The 16008-nt window shown below is 59.5% G+C and carries 14 protein-coding genes; 5 read left to right on the forward strand and 9 right to left on the reverse strand.

What is annotated here, in order from left to right; all coding sequences use genetic code 11:
• Positions 1-329: 329 nt before the first annotated feature.
• Positions 330-983, reverse strand: coding sequence for a hypothetical protein (locus LJD29_RS11570; RefSeq protein ID WP_446741690.1), 654 nt, complete (start codon positions 981-983; stop codon positions 330-332).
• 60 nt (positions 984-1043) lie between these two features.
• Between LJD29_RS11570 and LJD29_RS11575 the strand changes: the two genes are divergently transcribed.
• The 5 genes from LJD29_RS11575 to LJD29_RS11595 are packed head-to-tail and all read left to right on the forward strand — an operon-like array spanning position 1044 to position 5692.
• Positions 1044-2303, forward strand: a complete 1260-nt coding sequence (locus LJD29_RS11575; protein WP_446741691.1) for a 3-deoxy-D-manno-octulosonic acid transferase — start codon at positions 1044-1046, stop codon at positions 2301-2303.
• On the forward strand, positions 2300-3271 hold the full coding sequence (gene lpxK, locus LJD29_RS11580) for a tetraacyldisaccharide 4'-kinase (RefSeq protein WP_446741692.1): 972 nt from the start codon (positions 2300-2302) through the stop codon (positions 3269-3271). The genes LJD29_RS11575 and lpxK overlap by 4 nt, the downstream gene beginning before the upstream one ends.
• A gap of 4 nt (positions 3272-3275) precedes the next feature.
• Complete coding sequence (locus LJD29_RS11585) at positions 3276-4322, forward strand: glycosyltransferase family 9 protein (RefSeq protein WP_446741693.1); 1047 nt, start codon at positions 3276-3278, stop codon at positions 4320-4322.
• Positions 4323-4913, forward strand: coding sequence for a methyltransferase family protein (locus LJD29_RS11590; RefSeq protein WP_446741694.1), 591 nt, complete (start codon positions 4323-4325; stop codon positions 4911-4913). It abuts the gene before it with no gap.
• 8 nt (positions 4914-4921) lie between these two features.
• Positions 4922-5692, forward strand: coding sequence for a DUF3108 domain-containing protein (locus LJD29_RS11595; protein WP_446741695.1), 771 nt, complete (start codon positions 4922-4924; stop codon positions 5690-5692).
• A 24-nt stretch (positions 5693-5716) separates the two neighbouring features.
• Here the strand turns inward: LJD29_RS11595 and LJD29_RS11600 are convergent, their stop codons facing one another.
• The 8 genes from LJD29_RS11600 to LJD29_RS11635 form a co-directional block, all read right to left on the reverse strand.
• Positions 5717-6010, reverse strand: a complete 294-nt coding sequence (locus LJD29_RS11600; RefSeq protein ID WP_446741696.1) for a hypothetical protein — start codon at positions 6008-6010, stop codon at positions 5717-5719.
• Between the two features lie 62 nt (positions 6011-6072).
• Positions 6073-8589, reverse strand: coding sequence for a ComEC/Rec2 family competence protein (locus LJD29_RS11605; protein ID WP_446741697.1), 2517 nt, complete (start codon positions 8587-8589; stop codon positions 6073-6075).
• Positions 8590-8726: 137 nt separating this feature from the next.
• On the reverse strand, positions 8727-9995 hold the full coding sequence (rlmD, locus tag LJD29_RS11610; RefSeq protein WP_446741698.1) for a 23S rRNA (uracil(1939)-C(5))-methyltransferase RlmD: 1269 nt from the start codon (positions 9993-9995) through the stop codon (positions 8727-8729).
• Complete coding sequence (locus tag LJD29_RS11615) at positions 9992-10696, reverse strand: hypothetical protein (protein WP_446741699.1); 705 nt, start codon at positions 10694-10696, stop codon at positions 9992-9994. Before LJD29_RS11615 ends, rlmD begins: the two co-directional genes overlap by 4 nt.
• 12 nt (positions 10697-10708) lie before the next feature.
• Complete coding sequence (locus LJD29_RS11620) at positions 10709-11500, reverse strand: type III pantothenate kinase (protein ID WP_512701053.1); 792 nt, start codon at positions 11498-11500, stop codon at positions 10709-10711.
• Between the two features lie 9 nt (positions 11501-11509).
• Positions 11510-12331 carry a biotin--[acetyl-CoA-carboxylase] ligase gene (locus LJD29_RS11625; protein ID WP_446741700.1) on the reverse strand — a complete coding sequence of 274 codons (822 nt, stop codon included), beginning with the start codon at positions 12329-12331 and terminating at the stop codon, positions 11510-11512.
• A gap of 4 nt (positions 12332-12335) precedes the next feature.
• Complete coding sequence (gene nadC, locus LJD29_RS11630; RefSeq protein WP_446741701.1) at positions 12336-13220, reverse strand: carboxylating nicotinate-nucleotide diphosphorylase; 885 nt, start codon at positions 13218-13220, stop codon at positions 12336-12338.
• Between the two features lie 8 nt (positions 13221-13228).
• On the reverse strand, positions 13229-15946 hold the full coding sequence (locus LJD29_RS11635; RefSeq protein ID WP_446741702.1) for a valine--tRNA ligase: 2718 nt from the start codon (positions 15944-15946) through the stop codon (positions 13229-13231).
• Between the last annotated feature and the right edge of the window lie 62 nt (positions 15947-16008).

Genomic DNA, 16008 nt, shown 5'->3' on the forward strand with positions numbered 1-16008 from the left:
GTTGCGGGACCGGCAAGCCTTGTGTCAAAGCTCTCTTTCCGGCTTGCTGTTAGGCTCTTGTGTCAGCAGTCTGTGTCATCGGTTTGTATCAGAGGTTTGTTTTGTATCAGGGCACGACTTCAGTCGTGCCGCATAAGTCCCCACAATCGTCGGCTTTAGCCGCTGAACAGCCAAATCACAGGGGCTGAAGCCCCAACCCGTTCGATTGTTATGGCACGACTAAAGTCGTGCCCTGATACGAAATATCTATTGTTGGTGCCGGCCGGGCAGGGGAAAAGCAGGTTCCTCACTTCGTTCGGAATGACAGCTTTAAGAAGTGGAGAGCCTGACTACTTCTTCTTCTCCGCCGCGAGATAGCTATCGAACGGAATTTCGAAGGAGAAGAGTTCCTTGCCGTCCACGTCCTGAACCTTCCTGAATTCAAGCTTCGCGCCCAGCAGTGGTTCGCTTCCTAACCCCTGCATGTCATAGAAGAGGAAACCCGCCTTGGTCGTGTGCGGCGCCACGCTGATGTCCGCATATTCGAACTGGTCGAAGTCCTGCTGGATCTTTGCATCCGGTGTCTTCGGTTTGCCGCCCAGCGGAGGCAATGGGGCGGGCATTGGAATTTTCCTGCCGGTATTGCTGATGTCTGTCATGCGGCGGTCCACGTCATCTGGTTCCGCGGCCGGAATGACCTGGCCGTTGGCCGTAATGAAGTGGATGCGCGCCTGTTCGAGCGAGATCTTTGCGTCGCTGTTGTTGGTGACGATGATGCGGATGGGCATGAACTTGTGCTTGAGGTAGTCGACGCGGAAAATCTCTGTTTTTTTCTTCGTATCGAAGGGCTCGGCTGCGATCACAACATGTTCGTCGGGATGATTGTCGTTCGCGGCGTAATGAGAGGCATCTTCAAAAGGGGGTGCGGCATGGTCCGAAGCCAGCATTGCCGTTGCCGAAAAGACGAGCGTAGATGCAAGGCAGAGGCGGAGCGGAAGGCGCATATTGTCTGGGACGATTATCATCTTCGCTTAAGACTTCAGTAAAGTGGGAATCGTAAGCGAATGCTCTCCTTCTACAGTCTCGCGCTTCTGCTGGCCCTGTCTGTTACGGCGCCATGGTGGCTTTTCCGTATGGTTACCAGCGGGAAGTATCGCGAAGGGTTGAGCGAGCGCCTGGGCATCGTTCCCGTTCGCGTAAGGCATGCGGATGCGAAGCCTGTTATTTGGGTGCACGCTGTCTCCGTTGGCGAGGTGATTGCCGCAAGCGGCCTCATCGCGGAATTGAGGACGGCACTCCCCGCGTGGCGCGTGATGATCTCGACGACGACGCGCACCGGGCAGAAGATTGCACGGGAACGCTTCGGCGAGGATTCGGTCTTCTATTTTCCCCTCGACTTCGCCTTTGCCGTGCGCGCGTGGCTGAAAGCATTGCAGCCGGGGCTGGTCGTTCTGCTGGAGACAGAGTTCTGGCCGCGCATGTTGCACGAGTGCCGTACTGCGGGAGTTCCTGTGGCAGTTGTGAATGCCCGTATCTCTGACCGGTCGTGGCCGCGCTACATGCGGCTTCGGTTTCTGTGGAGGCGCCTTTTGAATGGCTTTCGTACCGTACTGGCGCAGAGCGAACTGGATGCGGAACGTCTGCAGGCCATCGGAGCCAGCAACGTTCGCGTTGGCGGAAATCTGAAGTACGACATTCGCGCGGCGAAGTCGGTCGCCATTATTGAGGTTCTCCAACAGAATGTAGCCGAGGGAACGCATGTGATCGTCGCAGGTTCGACCCTTGCTGGCGAGGAAGAGATCGTTCTCGATGCGATACCCCCGGATGCAGTGCTGATCTTGGCTCCGCGACACCCGGAACGTTTCGATGCGGTGTCCACGCTGCTCCGGAGCCGCAGCCGGAATTTTGTTCGCCGGTCGGAGTGGGCGCAGCAACCCGCCAGGCTCGAACCGGGAACGGTCGTACTGCTTGACTCCATCGGCGAGCTGGCTTCTGTGTATGCGCTGGCGTCTGTTGCGATCATCGGCGGCGGCTTTCTCAATGCAGGCGGACATAACCCGCTGGAGCCCGCACAGTTCGGTGTTCCCGTGGTGATGGGTCCGCATTATGAGAACTTCCGCGCGATTGTTGAGAAACTACGCGAGTCGGATGGAGTGATGATCAGCGATGCTGCTTCGCTCGCGGCCACCGTGCGAGGGCTGCTATCCAACCCGCAGGAGGCAGCGAACCTGGGAGCGAACGCGCTTGCGGTCTTCAAAGCAGAGGCGGGCGCGACCGCGCGTGCTGTCTCTGCATTGCTCGAGATTGTCGGGGAATCGCAATGAGCCGCGCCGCGCTCGCTGCTTTCAACCCTCTGTATGCGGCCGCTGTTGCGCTCAAGAATACGGCCTATGACCGCGAATGGATCGCGCAGAAGCGACTGCAATGGCCGGTGATCAGCGTGGGCAATCTTTCCGCGGGCGGCTCCGGCAAGACACCCGTAGTGATGGAACTGGTTCGCATGCTACAGATGCAGGACATCCATGCCGATGTGCTCTCGCGCGGATATGGCCGCACTTCGCAGGAAGTAAGCCGGGTCAATCCGGATGGCTCTGCGGAGGACTTTGGGGATGAGCCGCTGCTGATTGCGGCAAGAACGGGAGTGCCGGTATACGTTGGCCCCAGCCGCTACGAAGCCGGTTTGCTGGCGGAGAAGTCTGGTGCGAGCGGATCGGTTCACCTGCTTGACGATGGCTTTCAGCATCGCCAGCTCGCTCGCGACGCTGATATTGTGGTCCTCCACACAAGCGATTTTGAAGAGCGCCTGCTGCCTGCCGGGGACCTGCGCGAACCGTTGGCCTCGCTGCGGCGTGCTTCCGCGATCGTGATTCGCAGTGAAGACAGGCATCTCGAAGAACAGGCTCGCAGGCATGGGGCAGCCGCTCCCGTCTGGATTCAATCGCGCCGTATGCGCCTCGAGAGCGCGCCGCGCCCGTTGGCCTTCTGCGGAATTGCGCGGCCTGCGGAGTTTTTTGCGGGATTGCAACGCGAGGGAGTGGAACCTGTGGCCACGCTCGCTTTCCGCGATCATCACCGTTATTCCGAGCAGGATATTGAAGAGCTGCTGCGGCAACTGAGAGAAAAGAGAGCCGAGTCGTTTGTGACGACAGAAAAAGACTGGGTCAGGCTCTCGCCGGTTCAGCGGCAACAGCTTGAGGCCGCAGCTCCGTTGGCAGCAGCTCGTCTCGAAGTTACTTTCGAGGATGAGGCAGCCGTGAGCGCGTTCCTGCAGTCTTTCGCCATGAGAAAATAAGAAGTTGCCGACAACGAATCCGCAGTTACGTGTACTGGTGATGCGGCTGGGCGCGATGGGGGATATCCTGCACGCGCTGCCCGCGATCACCGCTCTCCGCGCCGCGCATCCGCATTGGTATCTTGGCTGGGCCATCGAACCTCAGTGGCGGGGGCTGCTTGCTGCCGACGGCTGTGAGCAGCGCGGCCCCGGCATGCCGCTGGTGGATCGCATTCACATCGTTCCGGCCAAGCAATGGGCGCGCTCCCCGCTGAGCGCTGCCACTTTGCGCCAGATCGGGCAGATGCGCAGCGAACTCAAGCGGGAGCGCTACGATGTGTGTCTCGACCTGCAGGGCGCGGTGCGTTCGGCGCTGATTGGGCGTTCCGCAAAAGCTGCCCGGATGATCGGTGAGGAGAAGCCTCGCGAGCCGGCAGCGAAATTGTTTTTTGGTGAGAAGATTCCCACCGGCGGTGTGCACGTGATCGAGCAGGCCGTCGAAGTTGCAAATGCGATTGCAGGCGAGCAGTTGCCGCTGATGGCTCCGCTGCTGCCGGTTGAGGAGCGTGCGGAGGCGTTGGCCGCAGAGCTGCCTCAGCCCTTCGTGCTGATCAATCCCGGCGCCGGATGGGGCGCCAAGCGCTGGCCTGTCGAGCGTTACGCCGCCGTGGCGCAGAGTCTTAACGCCTCCGGATATGGTGTGGTTGTAAATGCCGGGCCAGGAGAGGCCTCTCTGGCCGAGGAATTGAGCCGCGTGAGCGGGGGCAAAGCCGTCGTGGTTCAGCCGACGCTGATCGAGCTGATCGCGATCACGCGCAAGGCATCGCTGGCCATCGCTGGGGATACAGGTCCGTTGCATCTGGCGTCGGCATTGGGTAAACCAGTAGTAGGGATTTTCGGCCCGACCGATCCGGCGAGAAACGGTCCGTTCGGCGGCCGGTTCCGCGTGCTGCGACATCCGGAAAGCAAGCGCGACCACACCCGCCATGCTGAACCCGAAGCGGGGCTGCTGACGATTGAACCGCAGGCCGTAATAGCGGCTGCGATGGAATTACTGGAGGGTACGAAGTAGATGGCTGGCGGTTGGAGCAGGATTGCGCGGCGAATTCGCGTGCCGCTTGGATTTGTTTTTGCGCTGCTTTACCTGCTGCTCGCGCAGCCTACCTGGACGTTCGCGCTGCTCAGCCTGTTGCTGGTCGTTCCGGGTGTGGGCCTGCGCGCCTATGCCTCAGGATATGTAAAGAAGAACGCCGAGCTGACGACGACCGGCCCTTACGCCTACACGCGCAACCCGCTGTACCTGGGCTCGATGATGATTGCCTTCGGCTTCGCTTTCGCGTCGCGAAGCATCTGGATCGTCGTTGCGCTGGCTGTGCTCTTTGCCGTCATCTATGTTCCGGTCATTCGCTCGGAAGAGGCTTTTCTGCGTTCGAAGTTCTCAGGCTTCGATGCGTATGCCGCGCGGGTGCCGCGTCTGCTGCCTCGTCTCACGGCTGCAAATATCGGCGGTGAGGCGGGTGAATTTTCCGGCGCGCTCTATCGCAAGCATCGTGAGTACAATGCACTCATAGGCGCGTTGGCGATTTATGCGGTTCTCGCGCTGCGGATATACTTCCCGGTAAATTTGCTTTCATTTCTGGGCGCGGCAGCCTCGCGCAGGTGAGTTTCGATTTGAATTGGCGTCATCGCTTCCTCCCCGTCCTGGCTTGTGCTCTGTCAACGGCGCTTGCTGCTGCGCAAAGCCTGCCGCCGCTTGCAGCGCCGCGTGCCGGCTACAGTTTTCCGGCGAAGCAGACGCTGAGCTATTCGGTCGACTGGCGCGTCTTCCCAGCCGGAATCGCGAGCTTCCACATGGAGTCCGATGGCAACATGCAGCGTATCTCGGTAACCGGGGATACGGTCGGCGCGGTCAATCTTCTCTTTCGCGTGAGCGATCGCTTTCAGTCTTCCTTTAATCGCACCACGGGCTGCTCCGAGAGCTTCTCCAAGCAGCTGATCGAGGGCCGCAGGCAGATCAACGGCGACCTCAGGTTCGACTACGCTCATGGCAAGGCCGTCTCTAACGAGAAGAATCTGGTCTCCGGTATCAACCGTCAGCAGGAGGCAGCGATTCCATCGTGCGTGAGCGATTCTCTCTCCGCTATTTTTTACGCGGCCTCGCAGCCGATGGCCGTGGGGCAGAGCTTTCAGTTCCCGCTGGGCGATGCGAAGAAGACTATTCCTGTCACGATGAAGGTTGAAGGGCACGAAGAGATCAAGACGCCCGCCGGAACGTTTCAGACCCTGCGTGTCGAGCCGACCGCGGATGCGGGAGTGGTGAAGAATCGCGGCAATATCTGGATCTGGTACACGGATGATGACCGTCACATGCCCGTGCAGATGCGCGCGCGCCTCTTCTGGGGCACGATTACCTTTCGCCTGACGGCAATCGATCAGAAATAGTTTTTCGGCCAGATAAAACTGGTTTTATTGAATTCGGTAACGCTCCCGCATCAGCCGCTGCAGGCGCGGTTTATAGATCAGGTTGTAGGCCAGTTCCTTGTCTGGAAACATAGCCAGCGCGGCACGGCGGCTGTCAGCAACCATCGTGGAGGCTTCTTCCACTGTGAGAGAGGGATCCTGCCCGATCACGGACATCACCATGTCCATCATCATCTGCAGGCGGCGAAGTTTTCGCTGTTCTTCACGTAATTCTTGCGGGGTTTGTTGCGGGATGGTCTGGAGGTCTCGTGTCGAGGAATCGACATCGTGTGCGCCCATGGAAGAAAAATCCTCCTTGGGAGGCATCCTACACCTGCGCGGTGAGCTGCGTATCGAAAAAGTTATCGCGAGGCCGACCAGGGCGCTGCTGTGATTCCCGCTCCATCCAGGTAGAAGCTGCTCATGCCAAGCAGGTCCGTGCGGTAGGTCAGCACTTTTGCGGCCTGCAGCTTTTCGAGTGTTTCGCGGCGTGGATGGCCATAGAAGTTGTGCCTTCCCACGGAGATCGCTGCGTAACCGGGTGAGACGGCTGCGAGAAATGCAGGAGTCGTCGAGGTTCGGCTGCCGTGATGACCTACCTTGAGCAGGTCAGCATGCAGGTTGCCTGCGGCAAGCATGCGCGCCTCGCTCGGCGCTTCGGCGTCGCCTTCAACGAGCGCAGAGGTTTCCCGATAAGCGATCTTCAAAACGAGAGAGTCATTATTGCCGGGTGTTGCGGCGGGGCGGTAGTCGGCAGCTGGAGCCAGCACCTGCACCGGGCACTCCCCGAAGAGGAAACTTTCTCCGGCTTTACGGGGAACGACGCGCGTGCCCGCCGATTGCGCTTCAGAAAGAAGCCGCTGGATAACAGGCGCATCAGGGTGGGTGCCCAGCCACAGCTCGCGCGGATGAAAGTTCGCGAGCACTGCATGCATTCCGCCGATGTGATCTTCGTGCCCATGAGTGAGGGCCACGGCATCGAGCTGTCGAATGCCACGCGACCAGAGGACTGGCGATACGACGTCTTCTCCGATGTCGAAATTCGACTCGGACGATTCCCCTACCAGGCCGCCAGCGTCGATCAGGAGCGTTTTGCCGTCCGGAGTAATGATCAACAGCGCATCTCCCTGGCCAACATCAATCGCGCTGATTTCAAGCGTCGCCGCACGTCGCTGCATGGGGCGAGGGAACAGCACGCATGTAGTGGCCAGCAGCAGAAACACGCAGCCCAGGGGCAATGCGTAGCGCGGAAGCCGCACGGCGATCATAGCCAGCGCCGACAGCAGTATCCACAAGACAATTGCTGCCGTGGAGGGGGCAGGGATTCGCACGTCACCGAGGCGCAGGTGGGAGAAAGTTGTGACGATGAATGTGACCGAATGGAGTATGCACGCAGTAACGGCTGCGGGAAGAAAAGCGAGTGGTGTGCAGACTACAGAGCAGAGAAACGTGAGCATGGCAGAGGGCAGCAGCAGTCCGAGAAACGGAACAAGCATCACGTTGGCGGGAAGAGCCGCCAGCGTGATGCGGTGGAAGTAAACCGCCATCGGAACCACCATCAGGCTTTCGATCGCGCAGGAGACGACGAGAGCCTCTGCGATGCGAAAGGACAGCCGCAATGCGCCGGGCATTACTCGCCATGCGACCAGCTTGCCGGTTACGGGGCGCAGATGCCATGCAAGCATGCGCACCTGCACGCGAAACTGCGCAAGGTGCGGTGAGAGTGCGGGATCGATTCTGATGACGTTGATATTGCGCATCGCATGCGCGTAGGGGCCGAAGCTCTTCTCGGCCATGGGCACTGCGATTCCCGCGACAGCGATCACGGAGAGAAGCGTCATCTGGAAGCCGGAGTCGAACAGGGATGCCGGTCGCATAGCCAGCATCCCGAGTGCGACCAGTCCGATGGTATTCATGGGAACACGATCCCGCCACAGGAGCCGCCCGGTGAGATAGAGGGTGACCATCCAGAAAGCCCGTTCCACTGGGCTTCCAAAACCGGTGAAGACCGCGTAAGCAAACGATCCGGCGATGGTGAAGAGAGTTGTAAGCAGGCGCGGCCAGCGGAGGCGATGGCCGACCCAGAAAAGCATTCCGGAAAAGATGGCAAGATGCAGCCCCGACACCACCAGCAGATGAAACGATCCGGTGCGTTCGAACTCAGTGCGCACGCGGCGTTGAAGGTAGGTTCGGTCGCTGGTGAGCATGGCGCTGAGCATCGCGGAATCGTCATGATTGAGTCGCAGGAACGCCGGCATTCGCAAAAGCGCGGGCAACTCCGAAAGCGTCATAAGGTGCGCTCCTGCTGCTGTCTGCCAGGTGTGAATGCGGCATCGCCAATTGGCGCGCTGGCGGCCCGGCAGCACTGAGACCTTCGAGAGATTCGTGCTTGCCATGGCATCGACCCCCTGGCTGCGCAGATATTCCGCCGCGTCCCAGACACCGGGATCGCGGTAGCGCTCTTCTTCACGAAAAATCAACGGGACGCGAAGCCGGTCTCCGCAGTGAATCTGTGGAAATGTATCCGTAACAGTTGCATAAAGGTTCAAGCGCACGGTGCTTGAAGAACCATCGAGATCAATATCTACCTGCTGGCGCTGCTCTTCCCGTGTTTCGCGTGAAAAGGGCGAAGCGGAAGAAACCTTACGTACCGGTCCGAGCTTGTCGACCGTACCGGTGACAACTTGCAACGATCCATTTTCCTTCATGCGCGGTCTTTCCGTGGAAAGCGCCTCGCTGCAGAAAACTCCGAGCAGAAGATAGACCAGCGCCACGGCAGTCCATGAGATGGGGGCGGAGAGGCTCTTCGCTGCCGCAGCGATAGCAAAGGTGAGCAGGAGCGAACACAGCAGCAGTCCAGGAAGAAACCAGTGTTTCATCGAGAGCAGGATGCCTGCGATGAAACAGAGTGTTCCAAGGAGCGCCGGGGCCTGTAATACGAACCTTTTTTTCGAATTGCTTGCTGGTATGTTCTCGGTGGCCATGGCGCGTCTCGACCACAGACGCGCTGCTCCGGTTAGCGCAGGGACAGACTGACGACACTTTCCAGATGAAAGGTCTGTGGAAAGAGATCAACCATGGAGATGCTGTCGAAGTGGTAGCCCGAGTCTAGCAACGCTTTCAGGTCACGCGACAAGGTTGCCGGATCGCAGGAAACATAAGTAATCTGCGGCGCACGGATCTCTCCCAAAAGGGAACAGACCTCTTTGCCAAGCCCGGCACGAGGTGGATCGACCACAACGAAGTCCGGTCGCGGATGTGATTTCGCACGACGCAGAAAATCAAGGGTCCCGGCGGCGACGACTTTTGCGCTTTTCCCGGAGAGATTCTCCCTGAGGTCGAGAGTCGAAGACGGCGCCGATTCCACTGCTACTACCTGTTCGAAATTGTGAGAGAGAGCTCGCGCGAACAGCCCAACGCCTGCGTAGAGATCCCAGGCAATCCGGCCAGTTTTCTCCGCGGTAACAAGCCCTGCGAGTCGGTCGACGAGAAAGCGGTTCACCTGGAAGAACGATCCGATGCTGACACGATACTGTTCGCCTGCAGCCGAATAGACAAGAGCCTTGTCTCCCATCGCGGCCAGCAATGATTCCTGCGGGTTATCGGATTTGGTTGCGAAGACAGCCGCGCCGCGCACAAAGCCCTCAATATGAGGCCACAGCTGTTGCAGGGCTGCTGTCGCGGCCTTCTTTCCTTGGCTGCTCCAGAACGAGATCAGGGTCGTATCCTGCGTGTCGTTGGTGAACAGCTCCATCTCTTCGAACACGTTGCCGAGCTCGAGAGCGACAGCGGGCCGGATCAGCCTTCGCAACGCCCTCTCGAGAACAGGCGCCGCAATGGGACACTCCGTCACCGGAAGGTTCTGGTGTGAAGCACGCTTCTTGTAACAGAGAGCCGAGGTCTGCCGGTCGACGTGCAGGCGGATGCGATTTCGATAGCCAAATGCATCGCCATGCAGGGCAGCAATTTCCGGATACGATGCGATGCGCACTCGCTCCAATGACTCCTGGAGGATGGAGCGCTTCATCTGCAACTGCTGTTCGTACTGCGCGTGCTGGTAATGGCATCCACCGCAACTGCCGAAGTAAGGGCATGGCGGCTCAGTTCGCGCGGGCGAGGGATCGAGTATGGCAGCGAGTTCGGCATTCGCAAAGCTGCCGCGATCTTCCGCAATCTGTGCCTCCACTATTTCACCAGGGAGCGTGAAGGGGACAAAAATCGCTTTGCCGTCGCTGCGCGCAAGCCCGGCGCCGCCGTAAATGGCTTTCTCGATCTCGAGCTTCATCCGTGGCTCATATAGAAGAGGCTGAGCCGCGGCAGGTTGTACTTTTCGAGCAGCTTCTTGTGGAGGAATTGCTGCTCGATCTGGCGAATCTGCACGGCCTGCATGCGGCTGCGATAAGGTGCGATCTCTCTTGCGCTTTGCTCGCGCATGGCCAGCAGGGAGTCTTCAGCCTCGGTTGCAATGAGTGTGTTGAAGAGCTTCTCTTCAAGCACCCCGAGTTTGCGTTCCAGGTCTTCGAGATTGACTTCCGTGCTCTGTAATTCGGCAGCCGAGCGGCGCAGGCTTTCAGCAATCTCGCGCGCGAGATCGGATGCAAGACCGCTCATGCGAGTCTTATCCAGCTGGTCCACGCATTCAAGCAGGTGATTAGCGACGCGTTCCTGCTCGAAGCCGGAATCCGCCGGAGCAGGCTGTTCAGCATTGCGGCCAATCGAGGCTTCCTTCATCTCTTCGACCGCTGCCATCACTTCCTGCACGCAATACGCGAGGCCATTAATGCGCCGGACACGGCTGTTCGTTTTGCGGGCGTCGTATTTGTCGAAGGCAGAGTTGACGCCCCTCAGAACGGCTTCAAGCGGAACACCGGCTTCGCGCCATGTTTCAATCAGGGCCCAGTCGACCGTGGAAAGCAGCAGCAGGGAACCACGGCGCCGCTGGAACTGCTCCTCGATCTCAGTAAAGTAGTTGTAATAGTTTTCCAAAATCCTTCAGCCTTAGGAGTCGCGGCCTTGTCCGCGATTCCGTTCAAAAATGATGCGCAGGCCGTCGAGTGTCAGCATGTCGTCGCATTCGCGGAGGTACTTCGAATCGTTCACCATCAGCTTGGCCAGGCCGCCTGTAGCCACAATGCGCGGGTTGCCTCCCAGTTCGGCGACCATGCGCTCGAGAATGCCATCCACCAGCCCGATGTAGCCGTAATAGAGACCGCTCTGCAGGCATGCGATGGTGTTGGTTCCCACCACCTTCTCCGGCCGCCGGATATCCACGCGTGCCAGCCGCGCCGCTCGCGTAAAGAGCGCGTCAGCGGAGATGCCAAGGCCGGGTGTAATGACCCCGCCCAGGTATTCGCCCTTTGCTGATACAGCGTCGAATGTCGTTGCAGTGCCGAAATCGACGACGATGCATGGACCACCATATTTGGCATATGCTCCCACACCATTGGCGATGCGGTCAGCACCGAGCTCGGCAGGATTATCCACCCGCAGCGGCATGCCGGTATCGAGACCTGGCACCAGGAACATCGGTTTGATCTTGAAATATGTCTCGCAGACGCGAAGCAGCGTGGAGTCGAGCGGCGGTACCACCGACGAGATGATAATGTCGCGCACCGACGAGGCCTGAATCCCGTTCATGCTGAAGAGGTTCAGGAACAACACGCCATACTCGTCGGAGGTCTGGGTGCGATGCGTGGTGACGCGCCAGTGGGAGACAAGCTTCGAGCTCTCCAGCTCGTATAGAGCGAGTACCGTGTTGGTGTTTCCTACATCCAGAGTCAGCAGCATCATTTTCCCCGGTTAACTTTGTTCGCGTACTCCGCCGGAGAGCACCGTCTTCAGCCCCTTGGCGGTACGAATTCGCAGAAAGCCCCGCTGATCCAGGCCTTCCGTGACGCCCTCGTAGCCTTCCATACCTTCGACGAAAACACGCTTGCCGCGTATCCAGGACGATTTCTGTTCAAGCCGCTTCAGAATGTTCGTCGTCGCTTCTTCGATGCCGGAAGGCGAGGTGAGCACGGCAATCTCGGCTTCAAGTTGCGATAGTACCGCAGCCAGAAGATCCTGGCGCGACCAGTCGCGGCCGGTTTCGAGCCGCAAAGAGGTTGCGATCTTCCTGATGTCTTCCGGAAATTCCGGCTGACGCACGTTGATGCCGATACCGATTACGAGATGACGGACGCGTGTGACCTCGGCATTCATCTCCGTAAGGATTCCGCAGAACTTGTGCTTCCCCAGCAGCAGGTCGTTCGGCCAGCGAATGTCCGCGCGCAGAGAGGTTACGCGTTCGACAGCCGCGTGCACAGCCAGTCCCGCTGCCAGCGAAAACCACAGAGCGTCTCCTGGAGAGAGACGCGGCCGCAGCAGCACGCTGAAATAAAGTCCTGTGCCTGCGGGCGAAGACCAGCTGTGCGCCCCTCGTCCGCGTCCGGCCGTCTGTTCATCGGCGAAGTAGACATCGCCATCCGGAGCGGCTTCGTCTGCCTGTGCCATGGCGTGTGTGCTGGTTGAGCCGATGCTGGCAAAGTGGTGCAGCTTGCCGGCAAAGCGCGTCCGCGCCAATGATTCATTGAGCGCATGGAGGTCGAAGGCATCGGCGGAAATGCCGTCGTGTGTAGACATGCCTTCAGTAAATCTCCGCGGTAATGCGCATGCTCAGGTCTACGGCAATCGCAGAGTGTGTGAGTGCTCCAACGGAGATGTAGTCCACGCCTGTCGTCGCATATTTCCGGATGTTCTCGAGCACGATGTTCCCCGAGGCTTCCGTGGGGATTTTGACGCCACGCTCCTGAATCATGGCGATGGCCTTCTTTACGTCAGCGGGAGTCATGTTGTCGATCAGCAGCGATTCGGCTCCGTGATCGAGCGCAGTACGCAGCTCGTCGAAGGTTCGCACCTCGATGTCGATGACCTGGCCGGGCTTGCGCTTTTCGTGAGCGCTCTTCAGCACCTTCTCGATGCCGCCGCCGAGCGAGATGTGATTGTTCTTGATGAGAATGCCGTCAGAGAGATCGAGGCGATGATTCTCACCGCCGCCGCAGCGCACCGCGTACTTGTCGAGCAGGCGCAGGCCGGGAATGGTCTTGCGCGTGTCGAGAACCTTCGCGCCTGTTCCGGCGATGGCATCGGCATACTGGCGCGTCAGCGTGGCGATACCGCTCATGCGCTGCATCAGGTTGAGGATGACGCGCTCGCAGGCCAGGATCACGCGCGCGTTGTGGCGAATCACGGCGATGGGCTGGCCCTTTTTGACGCGTACGCCATCGAAGATCTCCGGATGGCTGATGACCTCGTAACGGCCATTGTTACGTTTATCGAGCCGCGCGAAGATTTCAAGGAAGCGGGGAATCGCGCCCAGGCCGGAGACGATGCAATCCTGCTTGGCGAGTACGGTCGCCGAGGCACGCAGGCCCGGATCGATTGTGATCGCGGTGGTGATGTCGTTGGTCGCCTTATCTTCGACCAGCGCCTGTTCCAGGATTGCTTCGATCCGTTTGCTCTTCCAGTCCATGGAATCTCCTATACCAGTTGATTCAGCGCAGTGCGTGTCTTCTCAAGCAGTATGTCGAGCTCCGCCGAACGGCGGCGAATGCCTTCGATTACATTTGCTGGAGCCTTGGCGAGAAAGCTTTCGTTGCCGAGCTGCCGGGTCGCATTGGCCTGCTCTTTTTCGAACTGCGCCAGTTCCTTGTTGAGGCGCGCAGTTTCCGCTGCAACGTCGATCTGGCGCTCGTAAACAACCTGCACGTCGAATGCAGGCGTGGAACGAATGCCGGCCCCTTCAAGGTTCGTTGCAGGCTGTACCTCGGAAACCTTTGCCAGCCGCTGCACGATCGGAAGCGCCTCGGTAAGGGCGACCGCAGTACGCAGTCGCACGGCTACCGCTTCTTTCTCTGGTACTTCAAGCTCTTTGCGTGTCGCACGGATGTTCACGATAAGTTCCTGAAGCGTGCTCATCGTGGCTTCAACGTCAGTACTGCGTGCTGCATCTTTAGGCTGCGGATAGCGCGTGAGCGCAATCGACTTTGCCGGCGGCTGTCCGTCATAGAGCGCGTGCCAGAGCTCTTCGGTGATGAAAGGCATGAAGGTCGAGAGCATGCGCAGCGCAGCTTCGAAGGTCGAGAGCAGCGTGGTGAGCGCAGCTTTGGTCGCGTCTTTGTCCGCGCCTTCGCTGAAGTCGAGACGCAGCTTCACGATCTCCAGGTACCAGTCGCAGAAATCGCCCCAGAAGAACTGGTAGATGAGGTTCGCAGCCTCGTGGAAGCGATATTCCTTCAGAGCAAGGCCGATTTCAGCGGCAACATTGTTGAGGCGCGAGACGATCCAGCGGGCTTCAATGGGAGCATCCACATGCGGAAGCTCAGAGGAGGTAAGGCTCGCCATGTCGACGCGAATGCCTGCTTCCGCAGCGCGATCCACGTTCATGAAGATGAAGCGAGCCGCGTTCCAGATCTTGTTCGCAAACGCGCGGTAGCCTTCGGTGCGCGATTCGCTGAAAGCGATATCGGTTCCCGGAGAAGCCATTGCGGTAAGGGTGAAGCGAACGGCATCCGTGCCGTACTTCGTCACGATTTCAATCGGGTCGATGACATTGCCCTTCGTCTTCGACATCTTCTGCCGGTCGGCATCGCGCACCAGCGCGTGGATGTAGACCTCGCGGAAGGGTACGGCATCCTTGAGCGTGCGCGGCGAACCGTCGGCCATGGGCACGTCGAGCATGAAGTGGCAGCCGAGCATGATCATGCGCGCCACCCAGAAGAACAGGATGTCGAAGCCGGTGATCAGCAGGTTGGTCGGATAAAACGTATCGAGATCGCGCGTGTGCTCGGGCCATCCGAAAACAGAACAGGGAAGCAGGCCAGACGAGAACCAGGTATCGAGGACGTCCGTCTCCTGCGTGATCTGTTCGCTGCCGCACTGGCCGCAGGCCGAAGGCGTTTCACGCGCGACGGTCATCTGGCCGCAGGCGCCGCAATGCCACGCGGGAATACGATGTCCCCACCAGAGCTGACGCGAGATGCACCAGTCGTGGATGTTTCTCATCCACTCGAAGTAGGTCTTCGAGTACTGCTCAGGCGTAAAGCGGATGTGGCCTTCTTCGACGGCGGCGATTGCCTTGTCGGCGAGAGGCTGAATTTTGATGAACCACTGCGTCGAAAGCCGCGGCTCAATCACCGCTCCGGTGCGCTGGCTGGTGCCGACGGCCATCGCGTGGTCCTTGATGTCCACTAGCAGATCCGCTGCGCGCAGGTCTTCGACGATACGCTCGCGAGCGGCATAGCGGTCGAGGCCGTGATAGGGAGATTCAGGCAGATCGATCCGCGCCTGCTCGTCCATGATGGTGAGCTGCGGCAGGTTGTGCCGCTGGCCGATCTCAAAGTCGTTGGGGTCGTGGGCAGGAGTCACCTTCACGGCGCCGGTGCCGAACTCCGGGTTGGCCCAGTCGTCGGCGACGATGGGAATCTCGCGGCCCGTCAGGGGCAGCGTCAGCATCTTTCCCTGCAGCGCGAGATAGCGCTCGTCCTTCGGATTCACGGCCACCGCCACGTCACCCAGCATCGTCTCCGGACGCGTGGTCGCAATCACGATCGAGCCGCTGCCATCGGCGAGAGGATAGCGCAGGTGATAGATCTTGCCCGTGCGCTCCTCGTGCGTCACCTCGAGATCGGACACAGCAGTCTGCTGCACCGGGTCCCAGTTCACGATGTACTTGCCGCGGTAGATCAGGCCCTGCTCATACAGGCGGACAAAGGCTTCCTTCACCGCGACCGAGAGGTTCTCGTCCATCGTGAAGTACTCGCGCGACCAGTCAACGCTCGCGCCGAGCCTCTTCATCTGCTCGAGAATGGCTCCGCCATAGTGCTGCTTCCACTGCCAGACGCGCTCGGTGAAGCATTCACGGCCGAGATCCTGGCGCTTCTTGCCTTCGGCTGCGAGCTGCTTCTCGACCATCATCTGCGTGGCAATGCCGGCGTGGTCCGTGCCCGGAACCCAGACGGTCAGATCGCCGCACATGCGATGCCAGCGGGCGATGATGTCCATCTCCGTCTGGTTGAGCATGTGGCCCATGTGCAGCCTGCCGGTCACGTTCGGCGGCGGCAGCAGCTGAGTAAAAACGGAGGTCTTGGGGGCAGACTCTGATGGCTGAGCGTCGAAAAGGCGCTCGGCCACCCAATATTCGGCCCAGCGATCTTCAATCGCGCCGGGCTCGTAAGCTTTCTGGAGTTCTTGAGGCATGCAGGTGAGGTAACTAACCCTTGATAATAGCACTCGTGCGTGGCCTCAAAGACCGCGCCGGA

Source organism: Silvibacterium acidisoli, from assembly GCA_022870745.1.
Classification (GTDB): Bacteria; Acidobacteriota; Terriglobia; order Terriglobales; family Acidobacteriaceae; genus Silvibacterium.